Below are 21,804 nucleotides of genomic sequence, written 5' to 3'. Positions count from 1 at the left end.
GATGAAACGCCATGGAACGTCAGGGGGAATTTCAGGGCAAGGTTGCGCTGGTGACGGGCGCCGGCTCGGGCATCGGGCGGGCGACGGCGATTGCTCTTGCAGGGGCCGGCGCTGCCGTCGGGCTTCTCAGCCACACGCGCGCGGAAATCGACAGTGCGGCGGCGGAGATCAACGCCGATGGCGGCCGGGCGCTGCCGCTGGTTGCCGATGTTTCGGATGACGATGCCATGCGGGCTGCCACCGCTTCGCTGTCGGAGGCCTTCGGCGGGCTCGACGTGGTGGTTGCCAATGCCGGCATCAACGGCGTGTGGGCGCCGATCGAGGAACTGGCGCCGGAGGCGTTCGACCGCACCATCGCGGTCAATCTGCGCGGCACCTATCTCACCCTTCATCATGCCGTGCCGCATCTGAAGCGCCGGGGCGGCGCGGTGGTGATCGTCTCCTCGATCAACGGCAACCGCACCTTCACCTCGCCGGGTGCCACCGCCTATTCCGCCACCAAGGCGGCGCAGGTGGCGATGACGAAGCAACTGGCGCTGGAACTCGGTCCGCACCGGATCCGCGTCAATGCCGTCTGCCCCGGCAAGATCGACACGCAGATCGACGACAACACCGATCGCCGCGCGGTCGACAGGACCGCGATTCCCGCGGAGTTTCCAGAGGGTGACATTCCCCTGACCGGCGGCGCCCCCGGCAGCAGCGCCGAGGTGGCCGAGGTGATCCTCTTCCTCGCCCGCGCCCGCCACGTCACCGGTACGGCGGTATTCGTCGATGGCGGGCAGGGGCTGTTGCGGTAGCTGTGGAGACGTTATCCGCGCCCGTGCTGGCGGATCAGGAAGAGCGCGGCGGCACGCCAGCTTGCTTGCGCACGAAATCCTCAAAACCCGGCAGGTTTTCCAGATCCGGCCATGCGACCAGTTCGGCTCTACAGGCGCGGACCGGAACCGCGGCTGGCTCCAGCGTAGCCAGCCGGATGCGCGAGAGGTGACCGGGCTTTGCCGGAACGACCGTCTCGAAAGACTGTGTCGGCGGCAGGCCGTAGAGCGAATCCTCGCCCCATCCCTCGAAGTCCCTGTCCTCGAAGAGCGGAGAAATTTCGGTGGCGGTCAGGATGTTGCGTTTCTGGCGCGCCATCTGTGGATCGAGTTCGATCGACAGGCTGACCATGCCGCCCTGACCCGTGGCCGTTACAAAGAGGTCCGTGCTGTCGCCATGCTGCATTACGCTGCACTGCGCCGAGGCCTCGGCAGGTGCTGGCAGGGGGCTTGCCCGCAGACGCCACAGCACGTGCTGCCCATTGCGGGCCACAGGCTCGTAATTGTGGTTCAGCGCCCGGAAGAAAGACCAGTTCGCCCGGTAGAGCCATTGCGACCACGGGCTGTAGCCTGGATAGATGGTGGTGACGTAGCCCACCTGGCGTTGCGCGACCATGCCATTGAACTGTCGCCGGCCCTCTTCGCCCAGCGCGTGGATGATCGAGCCGAAGGGCGTTGGCGACTGGCTTTGCGAGACGATATCGAGCGCCGATGTGTAGACCGAGAGCATGAAGCGGTCGTTGCGCAGGCCGGCGGCCCGCCATTGGTCGGCCAGTGAACGGATGGCGGCTGCATCCCGGGCGAAGTCCCTGGGCACGTGGAGCCCGAGCTCCGGCTGGAACACCTTGTTATCGAGCGGTTCTATCGCCTTCCAGGTGCGATAGGAAATCACCGTCATGCAGACGAGCATCGTGATGGCGGAGGCACGCGCCAGGGTTGGCAGCCCCACCTTGCGTCGGATGCCGACGGCAAGCCTCACGACACGGGCGCGAAAGACGATGAAGGGCGAGGCGAAGCCGATGAGCAGGAGGCCGTCATTGTATCCGGTCTCGATATGGCCGCCAATCTGCGGCAAAAGCGCTGTCCCGAGCGCAGCGAGCGCCAGGAACACATAGGCGGAGGTCATCACCGGAGCACCCTTGCCGCGCAGGCGGTTCAGCACGGCAGATGGCAGGCTGGCAACCATCAGCAGCAGGGCAATCCTGCAGTTGTTCGGCATTCTGTCCAGCATGTAGACGAGGTCCGACGGGGCAAGGATGCGCGTATCGCGCCCCCAGGAGCCGAAATACCAGATCTGATCCGTTGCCACCGCCGAAAAATTGTAGGTGATCCAGCCCCAGGGCGCGCCATGGGTGACCAGCAGCAGCAGCGCCGCGGCCGACAATGCCGCTCCCGACACCACACCGGCAAGAGCCTTCAGAAGAGCCCGCGGATTGAGCGGAAACAGCAGGAGCAGCGACGCAAGCAGCGCCGGCAACAGCGGCAATCCCGCGTCGTTCGACCACAGGATGCCCGCACCGGCGAAAAGACCGAGCTGGAAGCAGACGGGAAACGGCCCGGAGCGCAGGGCCTTTGCGAAACAGTGCAGAACCAGCGGGAAAAGCAGGTAGGGAAGAGCCCAGCGAAGCGGACGCAGCGAGTGGCCGGGCTGCGTGAGAACCGGGCTGAGGAAGTCCATGAGGGGCAGGGCGATGGCGATCGCCACGATGAGGGTCGGTGTTCGCAGCCAGCGCATCATCCGGAAAATCGCATACCATAGCGCGATGGCACCGATGATGACGGCAAAATGTGCGCTGAGAACCGAGGCGAACAACGTCGCCCCGAACAAGGCATAAAGCGGAATGAGGAACAGGATGATCGTGATGCCGAGATAGGACTGGAAATCCGTTCCGAGGGCGCGCATGCGCCAGAAATTCTCGACGGCGAAGTATCCCTGCATCGCTCCGTCAAGGGAGTTCAGCGACTGCTCGTAATAGACGAGAGGAATTCTGAGGATGAAGTAATAAATTATGACAGATACTGCGAGAGAGACATACAGAATATCGGATATTTCAAGGTGTTTCTTCTGCATTATTGGGGGCCGTCTCATGCATTATTCCAGATGAAATCCAGCCTTGCAGCTAGTACAACCAAGCGTTTTGATCAAGTCCAAACCGCACCGGGTTTCCCGCCGTGTCGCAGGTCCAGATGCCGTGTCCACCCGCCGTCGGGACGGGTGGCTTGAACCGTTGCGGTTGCTGCGTCCCGAGAGGGGGAGTGCAGTCTGATACAGCATGCCTCGCTTCGGTTCAATCGATCTAGTGACTGTCTCACAATCTGACGAATGAGAGGTCGGCACGACCAGACCAAGCCGGGGCGAACCCGCCCCTGCCGGTAAAGAAACTGCTGCCATTGGAGTTCGCCCATCATGCAGACGGTCCTGGGCGGGGTGCGATGCGGTGGGACGATGGGTGATAACGGATGCGGGCGCTCGCCACCGAGTCTGAACGTCGGGAACGCGGATGTCTCTCCGGTCAACCGTAAAACAAATGGTACTGTCCGGCGATATCTTCCACCTGTTGATCTGTCGCGATGGGCTGTCGCCTGGCATGAGCAACCCACGGAGTAAGGCTGACCGCTCGACACAAGACGTTGGCATGGAGCAATAAGCGACCGGAAGCGGCAGCTTTGCCGCTTCACGAGAGATTTTGGTGGCGCTGACGGCCGGAGAGCGGAGGTTTGCCGTCCTCGTTTTGACTTGATGAAATGGATGTTTACGCTTAAGTCACGTTGCTTGAATAGGAGATTTCCAATGAAATACTATATTTCCGGCCTGTTTTTGATGTTTTTCCTGTGCGTGTGGAGCGTCGAATATCGTTGGGATAGTTTGACGGGAAATTCGGGTGCAGAAAATCTGGAAGCAACCTACCATGTAATACACACTGTAGATTCCTTGCAGAGCAGTTCGTGGCGAAACCATTTTTATCTGCCGACGGTCACGCTTGGCCGACCGCTGGATAAGGACATACCATGGGCTGCGGCGAAACCATCCTATACGGGAGACTATATTTACACCAGCTTCCCTCCGCTGGGGTTCATTGCACCTTATGCTGTTCTAAGCATGCTTGGACTTGAGGGAAACAGAATGACGATCGGTCTGTTCGGAGCAGCCCTCGGGTTGATGTCATCACTTTGCCTTTACACGCTGTGTTACAGACTGATGGTGTTTGGCGGGCTTCCTTCGCGGACCTCCGCGATGGCGGCCTTGGGCGGTTGTCTCATTTCTGTCTTCAGCAGAGAGGCATTGCAGTCGAATGGCGTGGTATACTGGAGCCATACATTTTACAATTTTTTGCTGGTGGCAACTATTCTCGCGTTGGTTTCATATCGGATAGACCGTCGAAAAGCATATGCGGTCCTGTTTTACGCTCTTGTGTTTCTGGGGCCGTGGGTGGAATGGACGGCATACTTCGTCAGCGCCGGTCTGATCGTCTTCCTTATTCGCAAGCCAAGCCTTGATCCGCAACTGTCGGCCTTCCGGGTGGCTGCGGTGACCTTCCTGTCCGGTGCGCTTGTATACCTGCACTTCGTTCTGGTGCTCGGCCTGGTTCCCGCAACCCATGCGTTCCTGGCACGTTTTCTCGCCCGCAGTGCTGCGAAGGTCGGCATAGAGAGTCTTGTCGCCGGTTATGGCATTTCGTATGGCCTGTTCCTTTTCGTAATTCTCGCTCTTATTTTCGTCTACGCGATGAAGGAACGTGAAGGTGTTGTCGGCAGGGAAAAGTTCATATACATAAAGCTTGTATTGCTTGTCTCATGTTTTCCGCTGGTAGAAAACATCGTGATGATGCAGCATGCTGCGCAATTTTCTTTCGACAGGCTGAAATTCATCATTCCTGCATCGATTTTTATCGCGGTCTCGATCGGATATCTTCGCGGATTTTACAGATATTGCTGCATCTTGTTTCTGATTGTTGCGAGCGTCCTGGGGAGCCGTGACTTTAGTAGAAGTCTCCAAAACTATCGCGACTGGGCAGGCATTGATAATGCCAACGTCGCATTGGTCAGCAAAAGCGCACCGCTGTATGATACGTCATGCACCATATTCGCTTCGTCAGGCCCCGTGCGAGCCTATCTGAATACTTTGTTTCATGTCAGTATCTACCAAAACAAAAAGATTGATGATCTCGCCGCACTTATGGCCAGCCGAAAGGCATGCGCAGCCGTATTCGTTGAGACCAGCAGCCCGTTCATCGATCTGGTGCGCCTGGAAAAGGTGACGATCGTGAAGCCTGATGGGCAGCAGATCGTTGTCAACTGACCTTTCGGGTGCGGGAGGCACGATCTTCATGCCTCTTTGGTCAAGCGAAGAATTTCACCCCGCCCCTACCGGTCCAGGAACTGCTGCCATTGGAGTTCGCCCATCATGCAGTCGGTTCTGGGCGGGGTGGCGATGCGGCGCAGGGTGGGGGCGGGAGAGCGGCCGCTGACTTCCAGCACCAGCTTGCGGCGGATGGCGGTGGCGAAGTCTTCCGGCGTGTGCACGGGCAGCACGAAGGCGCCGGGGCCGCCGATCACGCAGTCGGCATAGTAATCATCGAGGCCGGAACTGCTGCCGAAACCGGCCGCGCCGGAGGGGCGCAGCATGATGGCAAGCCCATTGATGATGATGCCGGCGGAGACCGCCTTGTCGCGCACGCCCTCCACCGGCTGGCCGATATTGTTCGGGCCGTCGCCCGACACGTCGATCACCTGGCGCATGCCGCGATAGCTGTTGGCAAGAATGCTTTCGGTGCCATAGGCGATGGCGGCGGAAATCGAGGTGCGCCGCTGGGTGGCGATCGGCCGGGCCGCGAGTTTCTGGGCAAATTGTGTGGCATCCTCGGCGGTTTCGATCACCTGCCAGTCGAGCACCGAGGCCGGATCCACTTCGCCCGCCCATTCGAAATAGCTGATCGCGATGCGCCCGGTCAGCCCGCCGCGTACGGCGTTGATGAAATCGGCATGCTGCAGCGCGCTGACATAGCCCTCGCGCTGGATGCGCACCTCCTCGTAATCCATCGAGCGGGAGGTATCGACCGCCAGCACCAGTTCCACGTCCACTTCCGCCCCGGCAAGGGCCGCCACCCGTGGCTGGCCGGCGGCAAGCGTCATCAGCAGGACAAGGCTGGCAAGCATCACGCACTCCCGATCACACGCAGGACAGCATGACGAAACTGTAACACAGCCGCCGGCAAGGGCGACGGGCAAGCGTTCGCCCCTCTTCACGTTTCAGTGAAGCTGCATGAACGCCATGCCGGCTCGAAACGGTATCGGCAGACGGCTTTCCCGTGCGCGGCGGGCGACAAGGCGTCACCCGCCGGGCGCAGTCGGTCAGCCTCAGGCGGAGGGCTGTTTCGTCTTGCGCAGATAGGGCAGCACGGTCTCGAAGCTGCCGAAGCGGGCCACCGCATCCTCGTTGGAAACGGCGGCGGTGATGATCACGTCCTCGCCGGGCTGCCAGTTGGCGGGTGTCGCGACCTGATGCCGGGCCGTGAGCTGGATGGAATCGATGGCGCGCAGGATTTCCGCGAAATTGCGGCCCGTGGTCATCGGATAGGTGAGGATCAGCTTGATCTTCTTGTCGGGGCCGATGACATAGACCGAACGCACCGTGGCATTGTCGGCGGGGGTGCGGCCCTCGGCGCTGTCGCCGGCGCCGGCCGGCAGCATGTCGTAGAGTTTGGCGACCTTCAGGTCGCGGTCGCCGATCAGCGGATAATCCACCTCATAGCCGGTCGCGGTGCGGATATCGGCCTTCCACTTGGCGTGGCTTTCCACCGGATCGACGGAAATGCCGATGATCTTGACGCCGCGCTTGCGGAACTCGTCTTCGAGACCGGCCATCGCACCCAGCTCGGTCGTGCAGACCGGGGTAAAATTCTTCGGATGCGAAAACAGCACGGCCCAGCCGTCGCCGATGAAGTCGTGGAAGTGAAGCGGGCCGACGGTGGTCTCGGCGGTGAAATCCGGGGCGGTGTCGTTGATGCGCAGGGACATGGGGCCATCTCTCCAGTGTTGCGGATGCAGGTGAGTGTGCCCCGAAGATAGGCGGATTTTGCGGCGATGCGAGCAAGAGTTTTGCGTGATGCGGGCGCTCGGTGAAACAGTTCGCCCCTGGGGGCAGGGCGGGGGGCAGGGCAGGGGGCTGGCCGGCGCCCGGCAGCCGATGCGGCCGGCCGGTCGGGGAGGGGGGCTCGGCCTTTGACATTTCAAATATCGGTTCGTACAGCTTGAGGCGGAAAACGAGGGGGACCAGAGGACGCATGACGGAAATGGACGATGCACACGTGGACCTTGAGATCATCGCCGAAGGTCCCCATGCCCGCAGCAAGCCGGAGACCCGGCTGTGGCTGCGCATGCTTTCCACCACCAAGCTGATCTCGACGGAGATCCGCAAGCGCCTGCGTGCCGAGTTCGGCGCCACGCTGCCGCAGTTCGACCTGATGGCGCAGCTTTACCGCGAGCGGGAGGGCTTGAGGCTCGGCGAGCTGTCGCGCCGCACCATGGTGACGAACGGCAACGTTACCGGGCTTGTCGAACGGCTGGAGGCAGACGGGCTGGTGGTGCGCGAGACGCCGAGCGGCGACCGCCGCGTCACGGTGGCGCGCCTGACGGAGGAGGGGGTGCGCGCCTTTTCCGCCATGGCCGAGGCGCACGAGGTCTGGCTGCGCGATCTGATGGGCGATGTGGACCCCGCCATGATCCTCAGCCTGTGGGAGGAAATCGGCCGGGTGAAGCGTTCCGCCGCCAGCCATCTTTCCGGCCCGCCGGAAGAATAGCCGCGCCCGCCTTCCGTCTTGCGCTGCACTGCGGGATGGACAATAGAAGAAGGCGCGGATGCCAGGACATCAGACGGGAGACGTGGACAGCGGTGACGGGCGATCTTCAGGCAATCATCGAGGATATTCACCAGACGCTGAAGCCGCGCATCGGCGAGGGCAAGGTGGCGGACTACATTCCGGAACTGGCCAAGGTGGATCCGGAAAAATTCGGCATTGCCGTCATCGACCTCAAGGGCAATGTGTTCCGCGCGGGCGATTGCGACGAGCCCTTCTCGATCCAGAGCATTTCCAAGGTCTTCACGCTGACGCTGGCGCTCGGCAAGCATGGCGAGACCACCTGGAACCGGGTGGGACGCGAACCCTCCGGCTCGGCCTTCAATTCCATCGTCCAGCTGGAGCATGAGAACGGCAAGCCGCGCAATCCCTTCATCAATGCCGGCGCGATCGTCGTCAGCGATCTGGTGATGGCCGGCCACACGCCGCGCGAGGCGATCGGCGAGATCGTCCGCTTCGTGCAGTATCTTGCCGACGATGCGACGATCGCCATCGATCCGGCGGTGGCCCGTTCCGAAACGGCGACCGGACACCGCAACCAGGCGCTGGCGCATTTCATGAAATCCTTCGGCAAGCTGACGCATCCGGTGGATCACGTGCTCGGCGTCTATTTCCACCAGTGCGCGCTGGCGATGAGCTGCGTGCAGCTGGCCCGCGCCGGGCTGTTTCTCGCCGGCAATGGCCGCAATCCGCTCACCGGCCATACCGTCGTTTCCAGCCAGCGGGCGCGGCGCATCAATGCGCTGATGCTGACCTGCGGCCATTATGACGGATCCGGCGATTTTGCCTATCATGTCGGCCTGCCCGGCAAGAGCGGCGTCGGCGGCGGCATCCTGGCGGTGGCGCCGGGCCGCGCCTCGGTTGCCGTGTGGTCGCCGGGGCTGAACCGCAACGGCAACTCGCTGATCGGGTCGCTCGCGCTGGAAATGCTGGCGGCGAAGACCGGCTGGTCGGTGTTCGGCGGGCCGGGCTGAGGGCTTGCGCCCGGAACTGTCGCGATCATCAGTTCCGGTGATCGATCCGCGTCATTTTTTGATTGTTGACTTCCTGAGTTTATGACACATTTGTCGCCTCAGTTCTGTTGGAATGGCGTTTTTCCAGATCAGTTTCCGAAGTCTGTTTTCAAGTCAGATTGCGTGTCTTTCATCCGAAGTCCCTTGGCGGACGCCTTATCATGCGCTTTTGCGGCGCGGACAGATCATCCCCCTTCCCCAGGGAGATGCGGCACGGGAGGTGACGTTTCGGCGTCCCTCCCGAATTCGGATTTTCCGGCCTTCTTCTGATTTTCGCGCGCGTGAGCATGCGTGCCGCAACCATCCGGGCGCTGCGGGCGCCCGGAGATGTCTGCAGCGGCAGGCGTCAGCCCATCCGCTCGGAGGCGTAGGAGCCGGGGCTCGGCGGGAAGACGATGGTGCGGTTGCCGTTGATGAAGGTGCGGTGGTGGATATGGGCATGCACGGCGCGCGCCAGCACCTGCGCTTCCACGTCGCGGCCCATCGACACGTAGTCTTCCGGCGACTGGGCATGCGTCACCCGCACCGTGTCCTGCTCGATGATCGGGCCTTCGTCGAGATCGGCGGTGACGTAATGGGCCGTTGCGCCGATCAGCTTCACGCCGCGCTCATAGGCCTGCTTGTAGGGGTTGGCACCCTTGAAGCTCGGCAGGAAGGAGTGGTGGATGTTGATGATCCGGCCGGACATCTTGCGGCAGAGATCGTCCGAGAGAACCTGCATGTAGCGGGCAAGCACCACCAGCTCGGTGCCGGTCTGCTCCACCAGATCCATCAGCTGGGCCTCCGCCTGCGGCTTGTTCTCCTTCGTCACCTTGATGTGGTGGAAGGGAATGTCGTGGTTGACCACCAGCTTCTGGTAGTCGAAATGGTTGGAGACGACGCCGACGATCTCGATCGGCAGCGCGCCGATGCGCCAGCGATAGAGCAGGTCGTTCAGGCAGTGGCCGAAGCGGGAGACCATCAGCAGCACCTTCATCCGCTCGGCCGCGTCGAAGATGTCGGCCTTCATCGAGAATTTTTCGGCGATCGGCTTGAGGCCGCGGATCAGGCTTTCGCCATCGACGCCTTCCTCGGACAGGAAGGAGATGCGCATGAAGAAGGTCTGCGTGTCGAAATCGTCGAACTGCGAGGAATCGACGATGTTGCAACCCTTTTCCGCCAGATAGCCGGAGAGCGCGGCCACGATGCCGCGGGAGGTCGGGCAGGAAACGGTCAGCACATAGCTCTTCATCGTCGTCACTTTCGTTGGGGCCGGTCGGGTCCGTCGTGTGTCTGGGCCGCGGCGGCGGGCGCCGGCGGGCCTCTTGGCAATAACCGAGATCGGCCAGAGATCAAGCCTCGTTTTGGGCGGGGCCTCGTGTCGCGTCACGGCAGGGGGAGCTTACGGGCAGGGCGGCAAAGCGCCGTTCCGGTTGCGCCCTCGATGCGCCGATCCCCGCCGTTTGCCGCCCTTCCCCACGCAAGCGCGGACTTGATTTCGGTCAAGGCGAGGCCAAGATCCCCCGTTAAGGTTCGTCGCGGGAGGAAGACATGATGAACCGTCAGGACAACACGCAGGACAAGACCATGCTGGAAGACCGCATCAGACGCCCCTCCCTCCTGGACCGGATCGTCACGCCCCGGGAGGCCGCCAACCTCATCGAGGACGGCATGATCATCGGCATGAGCGGTTTTACCCGCGCCGGCGATGCCAAGGCCGTGCCGGTCGCCATGGCGGAACGGGCAAAGACCGACCCGTTCAAGATCACCCTGCTGACCGGCGCCTCGCTCGGTCACGACATCGACCGCATGCTGACGGAAGCCCATGTGCTGGCGCGCCGCATGCCCTTCCAGACCGATCCGACGCTGCGCGCCGCGATCAATCGCGGCGAGGTGATGTTCATCGACCAGCATCTGTCGGAAACGGTGGAACACCTGCGCTCCAACCAGCTCGGGCCGATTGATTACGCTATCATCGAGGCGGCCGCGATCCGTCTGGATGGCGGCATCATTCCCTCCACCTCGATCGGCAATTCGGCAAGCTTTGCCATTCTGGCGAAGAAGCTGATCATCGAGATCAATCTCAGCCAGACGCTGGATCTCGAAGGCCTGCACGACATCTACATTCCGACAAAGCGGCCGACGCGCGAGGCGATCCCGGTGGTGGGCTGCGATACGCGCGCCGGCCTGCCCTATATCCCCGTCGATCCGGAGAGGATCGCCGCCATCGTCATCACGCAGGAGCAGGACAGTTTTTCCACGGTCGAGCCCGCGGATGCCGATACCCGCGCGATTGCCGGCCACCTGATCCGCTTCTTCGAGGAGGAGGTGCGCCTCGGGCGCCTCGATCTGACGCTGAACCCGCTGCAGGCCGGCATCGGCACCATTGCCAATTCGGTGCTTTCCGGCCTTGCCGACGGGCCGTTCCATCACCTGCGCATGTATAGCGAGGTGCTGCAGGACAGCACCTTCGATCTGTTTGATGCCGGCAAGCTGAGCTTTGCCTCCGGCTCGTCGATCACCCTGTCATCGGCCTGCGCCGCGCGCGTCTACGCCGATTTCCGCCGCTACAAGGACCGGCTGGTGCTGCGGCCGCAGGAGATCAGCAACCATCCGGAAGTGATCCGCCGGCTCGGCGTGATCGGCATCAACACGGCGCTGGAAGTGGATATCTACGGCAATATCAACTCCACGCATGTCAACGGCACGCACATGATGAACGGCATCGGCGGCTCCGGCGATTTCGCCCGCAATGCCTATCTCTCCATCTTCGTGACGAAGTCGCTCGCCAAGGGCGGGCGCATCTCCTCGGTCGTGCCGATGGTGCCGCATGTGGACCATACCGAGCACGACGTCGACATCATTGTGACGGAAAACGGCCTGGCGGACCTGCGCGAGCTTGCTCCGCGCGAACGGGCCGAGCGCATCATCGAGCACTGCGCCCATCCGGATTATCGCGAGGCGTTGCGCGACTACTTCCAGCGCGCTTCGGCGCGCGGCGGCCACACGCCGCACCTGCTGGAGGAGGCCTTCTCCTGGCACCTCAATGCCCGCGACCGGGGCGACATGCGCCGCGACGTGGTGAAGGCCGCGGCGGAATAGGCCGCGGCGGAATAGGGCAGGCGATGGAGCCGGCGCGCCTCAGCTCGTCGGCTTCGGCAGGCAGCCGGAATAGAGATCGAGGCTCGCATCGCGCACCTCGGTCTGCACATGCATCAGGCCGAGCACGGTAGGGAACAGGTTGTCGTGCGAGACCGGCTCGGTCTTGCGCTTTTCCATGCAGGCGAGATCGATGCCGGCCTTCGCATCCTTGCCGAGCCACAGCAGGAAGGGAATGTGCGTCTGCTGCTCCGGTGCCACCACCCAGGGGGCGCCGTGCAGGAACAGGCCCTTTTCGCCGAGCGACTCGCCATGGTCCGACATGTAGATCATCGTCGGCGCGACATGGTTCTCCGCAGCTTTCAGCCTGTCGATGATGGTCGCCAGGATGTGGTCGGTATAAAGGATGCTGTTGTCATAGGCGTTGATGATCTCCGGCCGGTGGCATTTGGAGAATTCGGCGCTGCGGCAGTCCGGCTGGAACACCCGGTATTCGTCGGGATAGCGGGCGTAATAGGCCGGTCCATGGCTGCCGAGCTGATGCAGCACCAGCACGCTGTCGCGGGTGACGGAGGAAAGCCAGTTGTCGAGCTGGTCGAGCAGGATGGCGTCCTTGCATTCGCCGTTTTCGCAGAAGCGGCTGTCGGTGGAGCGGTAGAGTTCCTTGTAGGGAATGCGCGCGGCCACCCCCTTGCTGCCGGTATTGTTGTCCCACCATTCGGCGCGGATGCCGGCATGCACCAGCACATCCATCAGATTCTGCCGTTCCAGCGCGCCCATGTGGCTGTAATCGTCATGGCCGAGGCCGGAAAACATGCAGGGCACGGAAATGGCGGTGGCCGTGCCACAGCTCTGCGCCTTGTCGAAATAGAAGATGTCGCGCCTGGAAAGCTCCGGATTGGTCGGCCGCTCGTAGCCGCCGAGCGAGAAGGAGGAGGCGCGCGCCGTCTCGCCCACCACGATGATGGTGACGCGCGGCTTGCGCTGCGCCGCCGCGGCAGCGTCGGCCACCCTGGCATCCGTGCCATAGGGCTGCACGGTGACGCCGCGCTCCTGCCTGAGCTTCTGCAGGTAGGCGACGGCATTGGCGATCGGCATCACCGGGTTCAGCGTGGCGAACCATTCGCGGTTCTGGCGAATGGTGAAGGCATAGGTGCCGGCATGCGAAAGACCGGCGCCGGCAAACACCAGAAGCGCCGGCAGGATCACCGCAAGGTTCATCGCCAGCTTCTTCGGAAAGCTGTGGTGCCGGATCCGGACCCAGCCAATCAGCAGCGCGGGCAGCAGCGCATAGGCGCCCATGTGGATGACGAAGCCGGGGGTGAGGAGATGGCCGGCCTCTGCCGAGGTGGTTTCGGCCGCGTTGCGGATCATGTCGGAATCGATGATGACGCCGAACTGGTCCATGAACCAGGAGGCCGCCGCCGCCGTGACGACGAGCAGGATCAGCAGCGGCTTCATGATGTATTTCACCGAGAAGCTGACGAACAGCGCGATGAAGCCCGCCGCCAGCGAAACGACGAGGCCCAGGAGCGCCATCTTCTGCCCGGCCAGCACCGTCAGCGACTGGGCCCAGAAGCTGCGATTGAGCAGCACGAGAACATAGAGCGCGACGATGATGCTCAGCGTCACGCTGCCAAGGCGCGGGCGCCCGGCCGGGAAGACATGGAAATTCAAGGCATTCGACCCTTTAGCTGCGGCACGTTCTGGCGGTGCCCTGCATGCGACCTCCGCTGGTGCTCCAGAAAGCTGACACGAGCCTGAACGCCTCCTGCATCCGCCACAGGTGAGGTGGGGCCGATCCGGCTCGTTTCGCCGCATGACCAGCAAAAGACGGCAAACTGTTGTTCGCCACCCGGCTGTTCCCATGCTGTTTTCTGAAGTTCCTCCGCTTTCTCTGGTAAACTTCGCTTGATGAGCTGTAAAGCGGGCAGTAAACAACGGCTAATTACATGCGCGTTGCATGATGCACGTGGCGGATGCCGGGTTGCGGGCGGCAGGGGATCGGCCCTTTCACCGTGCAGCGGTCAGGGTGGCCCGCAAGGCCGGTCGGCGAGGAGGCCGGCCGCTGCGGCACGCCGGAAAAATCGAGCGGGCGCCATCTTCCCCCTCGACAGGCGGATCTTTCGCCGCTAGACGTAACGATATTACATTACAAACCGTCGGACACCATGCCCATTCCCGCCCTGCCACCCGATCTCTTGCGCTTGACGTTGCCGCGTCCGCCGGATTAACTCCATCGCGATGGTTCTCCCATGTCGGTCGCGGCCTGGGGGATTAATAGGGAACACGGTGCGTCCTTCCGCGGAAGGATCAAGGCCGTGGCTGCCCCCGCAACTGTAAGCGGTTGCCGATCATCCCAGTGATGCCCGAGGGCATCATGCCACTGCGCCTGAGCCGCGCGGGAAGGCAGATGAGAGGCGCTGAACCGCGAGCCAGGAGACCTGCCATCGATCATGTCCAACGTCACGGGCGGGGATGCCCGGAACAGGAGCCGAAGATGACTGACCCCTGCCGAGGCGCAAGCCTCGAACCTTGTCGCGCATTCCCCGGACTGCCCTTGCCTTCCTGTCGGCGCGCTGGCTGATGCTGCCTTGCGCCGATTGCCTTTGTCTGCCCCTTGCGGGCTTTTTCCGGGATTTTTCGAGACCATGACCACTTCCTTCGCGCCCCGCCCGCGCTCGATCCTTCGCGGCCTTTCCCTTGCTGCCGGCCTCTCCGCCGGGCTGCTTTCGGCCGCTTCCGCCTTCGCCGCCTCGACCAGCTATCCGCTGACGCTTCAGAACTGCGGCCATGCCGTCACCTTCAACAAGGCGCCGCAGCGCGCCGTGGCGCTTGGCCAGAACAGCGCCGAAATCCTCTACATGCTCGGCCTTGGCGAGCGCGTGGTCGGCACCGCCGTCTGGGTGGGGCCGGTGCTGAAGCCCTATGAAGAGGTGAATGCGAAGGTGCCGCGGCTGGCCGACAACGATCCGAGCTTCGAGCGGGTGATCGCCACGCGTCCGGATCTGGTCGCCGTGCAGTATCAATGGCATGTCGGGCCGAAGGGCACGGTCGGCACGGTTGCGCAGTTCCAGGATCTCGGCGTGCCGGTCTACACTTCGCCGGCCGATTGCACCGGCAAGGACAATTCCGGCGGCGGCGACGGCGTGCGCGTCGAGGCCTTCAGCATGGATCTCGTCTACCAGGAGATCCGCGAGCTTGCCGCCATCTTCGACGTGCAGGATCGCGGCGAGGCGGTGGTGGCGGACCTGAAGGCGCGCGAGGCGGCGGCCCGCGCCAAGGTTGCCGCGGCCGGCCAGGGGCTTTCCGCCGTCTTCTGGTTCTCCAGCGCCAAGCTTGCCACCGATCCCTTCGTCGCCGGCCGCAACGGCGCGCCGGGCTACATCATGCGGGCGCTCGGGATCCGCAACGTGATCGACAGCGACGAGGAATGGCCGACGGTCGGCTGGGAAACCATTGCCCGCGCCAATCCGACCCTGATCGTGGCCGCCAGCATGGATCGCCGCCGCTTTCCGGCCGATGACATCGCCGTCAAGCGCGACTTCCTGAAGACCGATCCGGTGACCAGCCTGATGCCGGCGGTGCGCGAGGGCCATGTGGTGGAACTGGACGCCCAGACGATGAACCCGACCGTGCGCACCATCGACGGCATCGAGGCGCTGGCCGACGGCATTGCCCATGCGGGCCTTGCCCGGTGACGGCGAGGCGCCTGTCGACACGCGCCTCCTTGACGCTGGCTGCGGTGGCCCTTCTGGCCGCCGCCCTCTGGCTGGGGGCGGCGATCGGCGAGACGGCGATCCCGCTCGACGTGGTGGCGAAGACGGTGGCGAACCGGCTGTTCAACGCCGCCTATCCGCTCGATCCCATCGATGAAGGCATCGTCTGGAGCTACCGGCTGAGCCGGGTGGTGGTGGCTGCCTGCTGTGGTGCGGCGCTTTCGCTGTCGGGCGTGGTGCTGCAGTCGCTGCTGCGCAATCCGCTGGCGGACCCTTACGTGCTCGGCATTTCGGCCGGCGCCTCCACGGGCGCCGTATCGGTCGCGATCCTCGGCATCGGCGGCGGGCTGGTGGGCCTGCCGCTCGGCGCCTTTGCCGGCGCGCTGGTTGCCTTCGGCCTTGTCAGCCTGCTGGCCTGGCGGGCGGGAAGCGGCGCGGCGGCGATCATTCTGGCGGGCGTCGCCGGCTCGCAGCTGTTTCATGCGCTGACCGCCTTCGTGGTGACCAAGGCTGCCAATGCGGAACAGGCGCGCGGCATCATGTTCTGGCTGCTCGGCAATCTTTCCGGCGTGCGCTGGCCGGATGTGACGCTGGCGCTGCCGGCGGCGCTGCTTGGGCTGGCGCTCTGTCTGTCGCAGGCCCGCGCGCTGGATGCCTTCGCCTTCGGCCGCGATTCCGCAGCCTCGCTCGGCATTGCGGTGCGCCGCACCTATGTGCTGCTGATCGGCGCCACCGCCATGATGACGGCGGTGATGGTGGCGCTGGTCGGCTCGATCGGTTTCGTCGGCCTCGTCATTCCGCATGCCACCCGCATGCTGGTCGGCGTGCGCCATGGCGTGCTGCTGCCGGCGTCTGCCATCATCGGTGCCGTCTTCATGATTCTTGCCGATATTCTCTCGCGCATCATCGTGCAGGGCCAGGTGCTGCCGATCGGCGTGGTGACCGCCCTGTTCGGGGCGCCGGCCTTCGCCGTTATCATGAGCCAGAGGAGGACGCGGCTGTGAGGCTTGCGGCACGCAGGGTGAGCTGGTCCGTCGGCCCCGCCACCATCGTCGACGATGTATCGCTCTCGATCGAACCCGGCGAATTTCTCGGCATCATCGGCCCGAACGGCTCGGGCAAGACCAGCCTGATCGCCATGCTGGCGGGCTTACGCCGCCCGCGCCGCGGCTGCGTGGAACTGGACGGGGCGCCGCTCTCTGCCCTGTCGCGCCGCCATCTCGCGCAGAAGCTGGCGCTGGTGGAGCAGCAGGCCGAGACGGCCGAGCGGATGAGCGCGCGCCAGGCCGTCGAGCTGGGTCGCACGCCCTATCTCGGGCTTGGCCAGCCCTGGTCCGAACGCGATGACGCGATCGTCGAGCGCGCGCTGGCGCAGGTGGACATGACGCATCTGGCCGCCCGCAGCTGGCATACGCTCTCCGGCGGCGAACGCCAGCGGCTGCACATTGCCCGGGCGCTGGCGCAGGAGCCGCGCCTTCTGCTGCTGGACGAGCCGACCAACCATCTCGACATCCGCCACCAGATCGGCATTCTCGATCTCGTGCGCCGGCTGGACCTGACGGTGATTGCCGCGCTGCACGACCTCAACCACGCCGCCCTGTTCTGCGACCGCATCGCCGTGATGCAGGCCGGGCGGCTGGTGGCGCTCGGAACGCCCGCCGACGTGCTGACCGAGGGGCTGATTGCCGAGGTGTTCGGGGTGGAGGCCGCGGTGGAACGGCAGGAAAACGGCACCTGCCACATCCGCTTTCACGCCACGACCGGCGCCTTTTCCGGCTGACGGGCGCCCGCTCAGAGCCGCGTCAGGTCCGTCGGGCGGTTCTGCATCAGCGCCTCCATCGAGAAGAAGCCGGTGACGGTGGAAAAATCGAAGCCGGTGATCAGCTTCTGGTAGAAGGCGTCATAGCCGCGCATGCCGCGCGTCACCACCTTCAGAAGATAGTCCCAGTCGCCGCCGATCCGGTAGAAATCCACCACTTCCGGCAGTTTCTCCACATGCAGGCGAAAGCTTTCCGCCCATTCGCGCGAATGGTGGCGGGTGCGGATCATCACGAAGACCGTGAGATCGAGCCCCAGCGCCGGCAGGTCGACGGCCGCCTGCGAGCCGCGGATCACGCCCGCCTCCTGCAGTCGTTGCAGCCTGCGCCAGCAGGCATTCTGCGAAAGGCCCACCTGTTCGGCCAGTTCACGCTGCGACAGCGAACCGTCGCGCTGCAGGAATGTCAGGATGCGTCGATCAATGGCATCGATCTTGATCTCTTCTTCGTTCATTTGACCCATCATTTGCTCAATTTACGCAAAGATAGGAGATGAAACCCCACACCCGCAATGCCTATGCTGCCCCACCATTCAAAAAAGGGGATCATCGGCATGGCCATGGCTGAGGGGCAGACGACGGAGCTTCTGGCGGAATTTCGCGCAAGCCTGCAGCGCGACGACATCCTGGCGCATCTGCGCGCCGGGCTGATCGGCCAGGATGCGGTGGTGCGCGGTCCCTTCGGCGACAAGCCGCTGGTCTATGCCGATTACGTGGCCTCCGGCCGGGCGCTGATGCCGGTGGAGGAATTCGTGCTGACGCGGGTGCTGCCCTATTATGCCAACAGCCACACCGAAGCCTCCTGGTGCGGGGGCATGATGACGCGGATGCGGCGCGAGGCCCGCGCGGCGATTGCCCGTCTTTGCGGCGCCGATGCGGCCCATGCGGTGATCTTTGCCGGTTCGGGCGCCACCGCCGGCATCAACCGTCTTGTTGCGCTGTTCGGCGCGGCGAAAAAATCCACCCGCGTCGTGATCGGCCCCTATGAGCATCATTCGAACATTCTGCCCTGGCGCGAGGCCGGCGCCGACATCATCGAACTGCCGGAAGGTCCGGAAGGCGGCCCCGACCGCACGGTGCTCGTTGAAACGCTGGCAGGGTCTCACGGCTTCGATCAGGTGATCTGTTCCTTCTCCGCCGCCTCCAACGTGACCGGCATCGTCACCGACGTGGCGGCCGTCACCCGGCTGGTGAAACAGGCCGGTGCGCGGATGATCTGGGACTATGCCGGTGGCGGCCCCTATCTGCCGATCGCCATGGCGCCGGCACCCGATGCGGCCATCGATGCGATCGTGGTATCGCCGCACAAGTTCATCGGCGGCCCCGGCGCATCTGGCATCCTCATCGTGCGCCGCGATGCCGTCGAGACCGCGACCCCCAGCTGGAGCGGCGGCGGCACGGTGAAGTTCGTGTCCTCCACCGGCCATGACTATGCCGACAGCCTGGAGGCGCGCGAGGAGGCCGGCACGCCGAACGTGGTGGGCGATATCCGCGCAGCCCTTGCCTTCCTCGTCAAGGATGCGATCGGCGAGCACCGCATGGCGGAGCGCAACGCCGCACTGACCGCCGCGGCCTTCGCCGCCTGGCAGGATCACCCCGACCTGCAGCTGCTCGGGCCGCGTGAGACCACCCGCCTGCCGATCTTCTCCTTCCGGGTGCGCGATGGCGAGGGTGGCTTCGTGCACCAGCAGCTAGTGACGCGCATGCTGAGCGACCGTTTCGGCATTCAGGCCCGTGGCGGCTGCGCCTGCGCCGGCCCTTACGTGCACCGTCTGCTGGCGATCGACGAAGCTCAATCCGCCCGCCTGCGTGCCGCCATCCTCTCCGGCGACGAAATGGCCAAGCCCGGTTTCACCCGCCTGAACTTTTCCGTGCTGCTGACGCCGGAAAAGGCGGATTTCATCCTGAACAGCGTGGCCCGGCTTGCCACCGACGCCGGAAAGTTCCGCGCCGCCTATGGCTTCGATCCGGCACGGGCGATCTTCTTTCCGCAGGCGGCGTGAGGGGAGGGACCTTTTGCCTGCGCCTGTTTCCTGTTGAAAAAAGCCGGCATGCATGATTGGATATCAGTGTAAGTCTGCTGTGACGCGATGCGGGGCGCAAGCATGGTTTCCGGATCTTTTTAATTCCACGTATTTTCATCCGGATCCGTGATGGCGGCCGAACTATTTGTGCAAAACTGCCGGCATCTCTTTTTCCTTCGTCTGTTTAGAAAATGTTTTGGAATGCCGCGTTGCATGGTGTTGCAGACAAAGTGTTCGCCTGATGTTTATTGCGGCTGACGCGGCTGTCGGCTGATTGCCTGGGGAGGGGGCGCGCCGATACCATGACACGCGCGATATGTATCCGATGCGGAGATCGGAAGCATGGCTGCTGGACCCGGTGTGCCGCCTGCGGGCACGTCCCGCACGGCGAGACGGAGCTGGCGGATTCGCTTTGCCTGTCGGATCAGATGCTGGATGACGACGAAGATCTTGACGCCGTGGCGGAGTATATCAGGGACAACGGGATGGTCCCGGTCTTTCCTGCAGCGTTCCAGCACGCCCTGGCAGCCGTCAGAAAGGCAAGGACCAGTCTGACGAGACGAGGCCTGCTGCCGGACAATCCGGACACGTTCGTGAGTCTCATACCGCGCAAGGACATCAAGGCGTGAGGTGATCGGGCCCGGAGGCGCGGACAGCCACGCGCTTGCGGCCGGTCGCATGATGCACGTCACAGGTCTCGGCCCTTTCAATGCCGGGATGCGGTGGCGAAGCCGGTTCATGCATTTGGAACAGTCATCAGGGGGATGAGTTGCGTTTCAGGTCAGTCAGTTTTCGAGGGGCGGCGCTTGCAGTCGTTGCGTCCCTGCTCGCCCCGGCCTCGCTTCGGGCCGAAAGCATCTGCGGCCCCGGCAAGGAACTGGCGCCGAATGCATGGGCCTGTATTCCCAAGCAAAATCGGCCCCGAGCCAGTTCGAACGGTGGCTCCTCCAACAATGCCGCGGCCATGGTCGGCGTTGCCGCGGGTCTTCTCGGCATCGTCGGCGCGCTGGCGGGGCAAATGACCGCCACGGACAATGTCGGACGCGCCGACCTCGATCTCAACGAAGCGGGAAATGCCAGCCGCGCGATGAACAGAAGCGGCTTCCGGAACATGCTGCAGGGCAATTTCCGGCGGGCCGCCACAGCGTTCAAAATGGCGGCCGAGAGTGCGCGCAAGGCGCAGAACTGGAAGGAGGCCGACGAGAACGACAAGAACTGGGCGATCGCGGTGGCCCACGAGCACCTGCAGACGGCGGTCAGGGCCGAGACCGATGGCGACGTCGCGGCAGCCAGCAAGGCCTATCATCAGGCGATCGTTGCGGCCGGAACCGTGGGCGATCAGCGCCTGGTCAAGGAATTGCAGAGCCATCACGACAAGCTCGCCCGTCAGGCCGGCAAGTCCGGCAAGGGCAAGGACGTCATCCCGACCGATTCATATTGCGCGACCGTCAACGGCGTCATGCGCTGCCAGTAAGGACCCTTCTCATGACTATTCTGGACGCACGCCCCGCCGGGCTGTCTCTCCTGATCCTGCTGGGGGCAGCCTGCGGCAGCGCCCGGGCCGAGCCCGTCGGCTTCACCAGTCTGACGATCACCAATCTGTCGCAGGACTATACCTATTACTCGGCGGGAAATCCGAATGTCGGAGCGACCCGCACCAGCGACCGGAGCCGGAACCTGACCATCGGTTTCCAGGTCTTCGAGCGGGGAACGCTGATCACCACCAGCACCTTCCTGTCGGAATCCTGCAAGCGTGACGGCACGTTCCAGAGCCCGAGCTTTGCCTACAAGATTGGAGGAAATCAGAACGAATCCTTCAATTGCACGATCCGGGACGAGTTTTCGCGCGGCAGCTTCTCGACCCGTGTGACGGGGACGGGGCGTTTTGAAGGGGGGACCCTCGAATTGTCGGGCAAGGTGATCCAGCAGGGCACCTCCACGATGCATATGGCGCCCGATTACCCCAAAAGCTATACGGTTTCCAACGAGCAGACCGTAGTGGTGGTCATCTCGGGGAAAAAATGCACCGTGAAGACATTCCGTCTCAATGCACGCAAGACGGAAACAAGTCCCGAAACCTCGCAGCATTATGCCGGGCGAAACGAAATGACGGTCACCTATCACGTGACGCCCAGCACAAAGTGCACCTTCTATTGATGCTGTTCCGGGCCTGACCGGCCGTATCGAGCGAGCGCAGCTTCATCATGTCATCTATCATCGATTGTCTCCCTCAGGTTGCTGATAAGCAACCCGGCTTCTCTCGGACAACACCGATGGCTGTGAAACCCGATCACATCCCGCCCGGAGACACGATCTTGTAGGGTCTCCGGCGGATGTTATTATGGTGGTAGACGACCTAGGTTCTGTTGACAAAGTGTGGTAGCCATATTTTTGCGGCAGCCAGGGCGAGGAATGCTGAGAAGGATTTTCGGGTCTTGTCGTATCGTGTCGCAACGCGACGGAACTGCTTGAGGCGGTTGAA

At 63.4% G+C, this 21,804-nt stretch carries 18 protein-coding genes, 1 pseudogene and 1 riboswitch; of the genes and pseudogenes, 12 read left to right on the top strand and 7 right to left on the bottom strand.

Translation table 11 applies throughout. The features are described 5' to 3' along the window. Window positions 1-11: 11 nt before the first annotated feature. Window positions 12-797 (top strand): SDR family oxidoreductase, encoded by a 786-nt coding sequence (locus KLP42_RS25480; RefSeq protein WP_215570885.1) that lies wholly within the window; start codon window positions 12-14, stop codon window positions 795-797. 34 nt (window positions 798-831) lie between these two features. Here KLP42_RS25480 and KLP42_RS25475 read toward each other — a convergent pair whose 3' ends face one another. Then, window positions 832-2,754 (bottom strand): hypothetical protein, encoded by a 1,923-nt coding sequence (locus KLP42_RS25475; RefSeq protein ID WP_215570883.1) that lies wholly within the window; start codon window positions 2,752-2,754, stop codon window positions 832-834. An 852-nt stretch (window positions 2,755-3,606) separates the two neighbouring features. Here KLP42_RS25475 and KLP42_RS25470 point away from each other — a divergent pair. Continuing rightward, entirely contained in the window at window positions 3,607-5,115 is a 1,509-nt protein-coding gene (locus KLP42_RS25470; RefSeq protein WP_215570881.1) for a hypothetical protein, read from the top strand. A gap of 65 nt (window positions 5,116-5,180) precedes the next feature. Here KLP42_RS25470 and KLP42_RS25465 read toward each other — a convergent pair whose 3' ends face one another. Beyond that, a complete protein-coding gene (locus KLP42_RS25465) occupies window positions 5,181-5,972 on the bottom strand; it encodes a DUF1194 domain-containing protein (RefSeq protein ID WP_215570879.1) in 792 nt (263 codons plus the stop codon). Window positions 5,973-6,173: 201 nt separating this feature from the next. Beyond that, the gene (locus tag KLP42_RS25460; protein WP_215570877.1) at window positions 6,174-6,833 is read right to left on the bottom strand and encodes a peroxiredoxin; all 660 of its coding nucleotides are present in this window, start codon (window positions 6,831-6,833) and stop codon (window positions 6,174-6,176) included. A 266-nt stretch (window positions 6,834-7,099) separates the two neighbouring features. Here KLP42_RS25460 and KLP42_RS25455 point away from each other — a divergent pair, with 266 nt between their 5' ends. Then, window positions 7,100-7,615 carry a MarR family winged helix-turn-helix transcriptional regulator gene (locus KLP42_RS25455; protein WP_215570875.1) on the top strand — a complete coding sequence of 172 codons (516 nt, stop codon included), beginning with the start codon at window positions 7,100-7,102 and terminating at the stop codon, window positions 7,613-7,615. 92 nt (window positions 7,616-7,707) lie between these two features. After that, window positions 7,708-8,646, top strand: a complete 939-nt coding sequence (locus tag KLP42_RS25450) for a glutaminase (RefSeq protein ID WP_353844935.1) — start codon at window positions 7,708-7,710, stop codon at window positions 8,644-8,646. Between the two features lie 385 nt (window positions 8,647-9,031). Here the strand turns inward: KLP42_RS25450 and purU are convergent, their stop codons facing one another. Further along, window positions 9,032-9,916 carry a formyltetrahydrofolate deformylase gene (gene purU / locus KLP42_RS25445; RefSeq protein ID WP_215570871.1) on the bottom strand — a complete coding sequence of 295 codons (885 nt, stop codon included), beginning with the start codon at window positions 9,914-9,916 and terminating at the stop codon, window positions 9,032-9,034. A gap of 335 nt (window positions 9,917-10,251) precedes the next feature. Here purU and scpC point away from each other — a divergent pair, with 335 nt between their 5' ends. Continuing rightward, the gene (gene scpC / locus KLP42_RS25440) at window positions 10,252-11,766 is read left to right on the top strand and encodes a succinyl-CoA:acetate CoA-transferase ScpC (RefSeq protein WP_215570896.1); all 1,515 of its coding nucleotides are present in this window, start codon (window positions 10,252-10,254) and stop codon (window positions 11,764-11,766) included. 39 nt (window positions 11,767-11,805) lie between these two features. Here scpC and KLP42_RS25435 read toward each other — a convergent pair whose 3' ends face one another. After that, a complete protein-coding gene (locus tag KLP42_RS25435) occupies window positions 11,806-13,440 on the bottom strand; it encodes a phosphoethanolamine transferase (protein WP_252193266.1) in 1,635 nt (544 codons plus the stop codon). 551 nt (window positions 13,441-13,991) lie between these two features. After that, window positions 13,992-14,229, top strand: a riboswitch (cobalamin riboswitch). 185 nt (window positions 14,230-14,414) lie between these two features. Here KLP42_RS25435 and KLP42_RS25430 point away from each other — a divergent pair. The 3 genes from KLP42_RS25430 to KLP42_RS25420 are packed head-to-tail and all read left to right on the top strand — an operon-like array spanning window position 14,415 to window position 17,262. Continuing rightward, window positions 14,415-15,464: an ABC transporter substrate-binding protein gene (locus tag KLP42_RS25430; protein WP_215570866.1), complete on the top strand. Its 1,050-nt coding sequence runs from the start codon at window positions 14,415-14,417 to the stop codon at window positions 15,462-15,464. Next, a complete protein-coding gene (locus KLP42_RS25425; protein WP_353844934.1) occupies window positions 15,461-16,486 on the top strand; it encodes a FecCD family ABC transporter permease in 1,026 nt (341 codons plus the stop codon). Before KLP42_RS25430 ends, KLP42_RS25425 begins: the two co-directional genes overlap by 4 nt. Beyond that, entirely contained in the window at window positions 16,483-17,262 is a 780-nt protein-coding gene (locus KLP42_RS25420) for an ABC transporter ATP-binding protein (RefSeq protein WP_215570864.1), read from the top strand. Before KLP42_RS25425 ends, KLP42_RS25420 begins: the two co-directional genes overlap by 4 nt. Before the next feature lie 11 nt (window positions 17,263-17,273). Here KLP42_RS25420 and KLP42_RS25415 read toward each other — a convergent pair whose 3' ends face one another. Further along, window positions 17,274-17,753, bottom strand: a complete 480-nt coding sequence (locus KLP42_RS25415) for an Lrp/AsnC family transcriptional regulator (RefSeq protein ID WP_215570863.1) — start codon at window positions 17,751-17,753, stop codon at window positions 17,274-17,276. 99 nt (window positions 17,754-17,852) lie between these two features. Here KLP42_RS25415 and KLP42_RS25410 point away from each other — a divergent pair, with 99 nt between their 5' ends. The 4 genes from KLP42_RS25410 (at window position 17,853) to KLP42_RS25395 (ending at window position 21,479) form a co-directional block, all read left to right on the top strand. Beyond that, a complete protein-coding gene (locus KLP42_RS25410) occupies window positions 17,853-19,301 on the top strand; it encodes an aminotransferase class V-fold PLP-dependent enzyme (RefSeq protein ID WP_215570861.1) in 1,449 nt (482 codons plus the stop codon). Window positions 19,302-19,750: 449 nt separating this feature from the next. Continuing rightward, window positions 19,751-19,951 (top strand): hypothetical protein, encoded by a 201-nt coding sequence (locus KLP42_RS25405; RefSeq protein ID WP_215570859.1) that lies wholly within the window; start codon window positions 19,751-19,753, stop codon window positions 19,949-19,951. Between the two features lie 80 nt (window positions 19,952-20,031). After that, a complete protein-coding gene (locus KLP42_RS25400) occupies window positions 20,032-20,796 on the top strand; it encodes a hypothetical protein (protein WP_215570857.1) in 765 nt (254 codons plus the stop codon). A gap of 11 nt (window positions 20,797-20,807) precedes the next feature. Further along, window positions 20,808-21,479 carry a hypothetical protein gene (locus KLP42_RS25395; protein ID WP_215570855.1) on the top strand — a complete coding sequence of 224 codons (672 nt, stop codon included), beginning with the start codon at window positions 20,808-20,810 and terminating at the stop codon, window positions 21,477-21,479. A gap of 199 nt (window positions 21,480-21,678) precedes the next feature. Here the strand turns inward: KLP42_RS25395 and KLP42_RS25390 are convergent. Continuing rightward, window positions 21,679-21,804, bottom strand: a pseudogene (locus KLP42_RS25390) (IS5 family transposase); the annotation flags it as partial.

It is taken from the genome of Rhizobium sp. CSW-27 (assembly GCF_018760785.1).
Lineage (GTDB): Bacteria > Pseudomonadota > Alphaproteobacteria > Rhizobiales > Rhizobiaceae > Neorhizobium.
Note: the sequence above shows the minus strand (reverse complement) of the source record. Positions and strands in the feature narration are given on the sequence as shown.

Excerpts from the sequence above, each read along its gene's own strand:
- KLP42_RS25415 (WP_215570863.1), bottom strand. The coding sequence starts at position 17,753 with ATGAACGAAGAAGAGATCAAGATCGATGCCATTGATCGACGCATCCTG.
- KLP42_RS25480 (WP_215570885.1), top strand. The coding sequence starts at position 12 with ATGGAACGTCAGGGGGAATTTCAGGGCAAGGTTGCGCTGGTGACGGGC.
- KLP42_RS25460 (WP_215570877.1), bottom strand. The coding sequence starts at position 6,833 with ATGTCCCTGCGCATCAACGACACCGCCCCGGATTTCACCGCCGAGACC.
- scpC (WP_215570896.1), top strand. The coding sequence starts at position 10,252 with ATGCTGGAAGACCGCATCAGACGCCCCTCCCTCCTGGACCGGATCGTC.
- KLP42_RS25410 (WP_215570861.1), top strand. The coding sequence starts at position 17,853 with ATGGCCATGGCTGAGGGGCAGACGACGGAGCTTCTGGCGGAATTTCGC.
- KLP42_RS25455 (WP_215570875.1), top strand. The coding sequence starts at position 7,100 with ATGACGGAAATGGACGATGCACACGTGGACCTTGAGATCATCGCCGAA.
- KLP42_RS25465 (WP_215570879.1), bottom strand. The coding sequence starts at position 5,972 with ATGCTTGCCAGCCTTGTCCTGCTGATGACGCTTGCCGCCGGCCAGCCA.
- KLP42_RS25430 (WP_215570866.1), top strand. The coding sequence starts at position 14,415 with ATGACCACTTCCTTCGCGCCCCGCCCGCGCTCGATCCTTCGCGGCCTT.
- KLP42_RS25395 (WP_215570855.1), top strand. The coding sequence starts at position 20,808 with ATGACTATTCTGGACGCACGCCCCGCCGGGCTGTCTCTCCTGATCCTG.
- KLP42_RS25470 (WP_215570881.1), top strand. The coding sequence starts at position 3,607 with ATGAAATACTATATTTCCGGCCTGTTTTTGATGTTTTTCCTGTGCGTG.
- KLP42_RS25405 (WP_215570859.1), top strand. The coding sequence starts at position 19,751 with ATGCTGGATGACGACGAAGATCTTGACGCCGTGGCGGAGTATATCAGG.
- purU (WP_215570871.1), bottom strand. The coding sequence starts at position 9,916 with ATGAAGAGCTATGTGCTGACCGTTTCCTGCCCGACCTCCCGCGGCATC.
- KLP42_RS25400 (WP_215570857.1), top strand. The coding sequence starts at position 20,032 with ATGCCGGGATGCGGTGGCGAAGCCGGTTCATGCATTTGGAACAGTCAT.
- KLP42_RS25475 (WP_215570883.1), bottom strand. The coding sequence starts at position 2,754 with ATGCAGGGATACTTCGCCGTCGAGAATTTCTGGCGCATGCGCGCCCTC.